General features: G+C 66.8%; 4 protein-coding genes and 1 pseudogene. All 5 read left to right on the top strand.

Annotated elements, in window-relative coordinates:
• Positions 1 to 984, top strand: a pseudogene (locus WAN71_RS15850) (type VII secretion protein EccC); the annotation flags it as partial.
• A 178-nt stretch (positions 985 to 1,162) separates the two neighbouring features.
• The gene (locus WAN71_RS15845) at positions 1,163 to 1,462 is read left to right on the top strand and encodes a PE family protein (protein ID WP_422226239.1); all 300 of its coding nucleotides are present in this window, start codon (positions 1,163 to 1,165) and stop codon (positions 1,460 to 1,462) included.
• A gap of 16 nt (positions 1,463 to 1,478) precedes the next feature.
• Positions 1,479 to 2,690, top strand: coding sequence for a PPE family protein (locus WAN71_RS15840; RefSeq protein WP_422226241.1), 1,212 nt, complete (start codon positions 1,479 to 1,481; stop codon positions 2,688 to 2,690).
• A gap of 229 nt (positions 2,691 to 2,919) precedes the next feature.
• The gene (locus WAN71_RS15835) at positions 2,920 to 3,042 is read left to right on the top strand and encodes a hypothetical protein (RefSeq protein ID WP_422226238.1); all 123 of its coding nucleotides are present in this window, start codon (positions 2,920 to 2,922) and stop codon (positions 3,040 to 3,042) included.
• Between the two features lie 15 nt (positions 3,043 to 3,057).
• On the top strand, positions 3,058 to 3,531 hold a 474-nt coding region (locus WAN71_RS15830; RefSeq protein ID WP_422226240.1), incomplete at its 3' end, for a PPE family protein.

Genomic DNA, 3,531 nt, shown 5'->3' with positions numbered 1-3,531 from the left:
CCGGTCAAGCCGGGTCGCGGCATGGTCGCGGTGAACTACGTTCGACTCGACAGCGATCCGCAATCGGGTCTGCACACGCTGGTCGCCAGGCCGGCGCTGAGCGCGACACCGGACAACGTGTTCGCGTCCGAGAGCGTTGCGGCAGCGGTCAGTCAGGTGGCCACCGGTCACGCACCGCCGGTGCGCAGGCTTCCCGCGAAGTTCGGCCTGGACCAGGTGCGGACGCTGGCACAGGCAGATCGGCGCCAGAACGGCGGGGCCGGTGGAATCGCTTGGGCCATCAACGAATTGGACCTGCAGCCGGTGTATCTCAACTTCGCCGAGAACGCGCACCTGATGGTGACGGGCCGGCGCGAGTGTGGTCGCACCACGACGCTGGCCACCATCATGTCCGAGATCGGTCGGGTGTACGAGCCGGGAGCCAGCATTGCGCCTCCGACGTCGCGACCCTCGGCGCAGGTGTGGCTGGTCGACCCGCGTCGTCAGCTGCTGACCACGCTGGGCACCGACTACGTCGAGAAGTTCGCCTACAACCTCGACGGCGTCGCGGCCATGATGGACGAGCTGGGTGCCGTGTTGGCCCGGCGCGAGCCACCGCCGGGACTGTCGGCCGAAGAGCTGTTGTCGCGGGCTTGGTGGAGCGGGCCGGAGATCTTCCTGGTCATCGACGACGTGCAGCAGCTGCCGCCTGGCTTCGATTCGCCGCTGCACAAAGCCGCACCGTGGGTGACTAGGGCAGCCGATGTGGGCTTGCATGTGATCGTCACCCGTACGTTCGGTGGCTGGTCTTCGGCGGGCAGCGACCCGATGCTGCGGGCACTGGCGCAGGCCAACTCCCCGCTGCTGGTGATGGACGCCGACCCCGACGAAGGTTTCATCCGGGGCAAGATGAAGGGCGGCCCGCTGCCCCGCGGTCGTGGCCTGCTGATGGCCGAGGACACTGGCGTGTACGTGCAGGTCGCGGCCACCGAACTGCGGCGGTAACCCGCCTAACGGCGCGGTTCTCCCCACTTCGGGAGAACCGCGCCGCTTGCGTTCGCGGTATCGAGGCGCGTCAGGCCATTCATAGCTAACACATAGCTAGGGCATGTCGACAGCCCATCTTGCCTAGTTAACGTCCCTAACTAGTGACAGGTGTGTGCTGCTGTGAAGGGAGTGCCTGATGTCGTTTGTGAGCACACAGCCAGAAGACTTGACTGCCACGGCCGGAAATTTGCAGGGCATTGGCTTGGCCATGACAGCGCAAAATGCAGCCGCGGCGGCTCCTACCACCGACGTGGTCCCGGCAGCGGCAGACGAGGTGTCGGCCCTTACGGCCGCGCAGTTCGCCATGCACGGCCAGATGTATCAGGCAGTCAGTGCGCAGGCATCGGCGATCCACGAGATGTTCGTCAGCACGCTGGGGGACAGCGCCGGTTCTTATGCGGCCACCGAGGCCGCCAACGCGGTCGCGACCGGCTAAGGCGGATGACCCAATGCTGGATTTTGGCGCCCTGCCGCCTGAGATCAACTCCGTGCGTATGTATGCCGGCCCGGGACCGGGCTCGATGCTGGCCGCCGCGGCGGCCTGGCAGTCGCTGGCCGACGCGCTGACGTCCGCCGCGGCGAACTACGGGTCGGTGGTCGCGACGCTGACCAGCGGGTCGTGGACCGGTCCCAGCTCGGCGTCGATGGCCGCAGCCGTCGCACCGTATGTGACCTGGCTCAGCGCCACCGGCGAGCAGGCTGAGCAGACCGCCGCACAAGCCACGGCCGCGGCCGGGGCATATGAAACCGCTTACACCGCAACAGTTCCGCCGACGGTAGTTGCCGCGAATCGCAGTCTGTTGGCAATGCTCGTCGCGACGAATTTCCTCGGGCAGAACACCCCGGCGATCGCCGCGACCGAGGCCCACTACGGCGAAATGTGGGCTCAGGACGCCGCGGCGATGTACGGCTATGCCGGCGCCTCGGCGACCGCCGCGCAGGTGACACCGTTTGGCACGCCGCCACAAACCACCAACGCCGGTGGCGCGAGCGGACAGGCCGTCGCGGCCGCCCAGGCCGCCGGCACCTCCGGGGGAACCGACGTCGAGACGCTCATGTCGTCGGGTCCGCAGCTGATTTCCGGAATGCCCCAAACCCTGCAGAGCCTTGCGTCGCCCCAGGGCTTGGAAAGCCTCGCAACGTCTGCGACCGATTCGTCGTCGTCGCCATCCTCGACATCGTCACTGTCGATGCTGAGCGCCCTGAGCACGCCCTTGCGGATGGCAACAATGCCGATGAGCATGCTGTCCAAGCTCTTCACGACGGGCAGCACGGCAAACGCTGCCCGAGCTGTCAGCACCGCGGCAAACGAGTTGGGGGCGGCCCAGTCGGCCGGCCTCGGCTCGGGCACCAGCGTGCTAGCGTCAGCCGGCTTCGCCGGCGCTGGCAGCGGTATGCCTGCCATTTCCGCAGGGATGGGTCAGGCCAGCTCTGTGGGCGCGCTGTCCGTGCCATCCAGCTGGGCTGCAGCGCCTTCGACGAGCGCGGCGACGGCGATGCCGTTCGGCGGCACCGCCGCAGTCCCGGCAGCGCACGCGGGCGCACCGAGTGCCATGCCGCCGATGATGCCGGTAACCAATCTGGCCGGCCGCAACGGTTCGGCGGCCCCAAGCCGGTTTGAGCTCCGTTCCACGGTGATTCCGTTCTCGCCGGCCGGTGGCTGACCGGGCCACTGGGCGACGACCAACGAATTGCGGAAAACCCAACACTGGATGAACAGCAGTTGCTAGCGGATGAATAGTGGTTGTCCGGGAATGAATAGTCGGCGTCAGCAGCGGCGACGGCCCGAATCGCCATCTAATGTCGCAGGCGAGCGACTGTTTCAGTGACGAGCGCACGTGCTCAATGTTGTTGCCGCCGAGGGTTACCGAGGAAAGAAAGCGCAATTCGTCTGTGACCACATACCGCGCTGTCAACGACCGGGACTTGCCGATCGCTGAGCAGTTCACGACAACGCTGCGGGACCGCTATCGGTTGCTTTCGGCCGAACCGGCCAACGCGATCCTGGCTTCCTGACGGAGGGGTTTAGTGCTGGATTTCGGGCTGTTACCGCCGGAGATTAATTCGGGCCGGATGTATTCGGGTCCCGGCCCGGGGCCGATGCTGGCTGCTGCAGAGGCCTGGGATGGGCTGGCTGCCGAATTGGGCATTGCCTCCACCGGCTATGGGTCCGCCATGTCGGAGCTGACCAGCAGTCCCTGGATCGGCCCGACCTCGCTGACCATGATGGCCGCGGTCACGCCCTACATCAGCTGGTTAAGCACCACCGCTGCCCAGGCAGAAGAAACCGCCAACCAGGCCCGCGCGGCCGTGGCCGCCTACGAGGCGGCGTTCGGGATGACGGTGCCCCCACCGGTAATCGAGGCCAACCGCGCGCTGTTGATGGCGCTGATCGCGACCAACTTCTTCGGCCAAAACACCCCGGCCATCATGGCCACCGAAGCCCTCTACGCCGAAATGTGGGCCCAAGACGCCGCCGCCATGTACGGCTACGCCGGCGCCTCA

It is taken from the genome of Mycobacterium sp., assembly GCF_049280035.1.
Lineage (GTDB): Bacteria > Actinomycetota > Actinomycetes > Mycobacteriales > Mycobacteriaceae > Mycobacterium.
This window is presented reverse-complemented; position numbering and strand designations above follow the sequence as displayed.

What these genes read in the sequence shown, in the direction of transcription:
- WAN71_RS15845 (WP_422226239.1), top strand. Translation starts at nt 1,163, where the DNA reads ATGTCGTTTGTGAGCACACAGCCAGAAGACTTGACTGCCACGGCCGGA.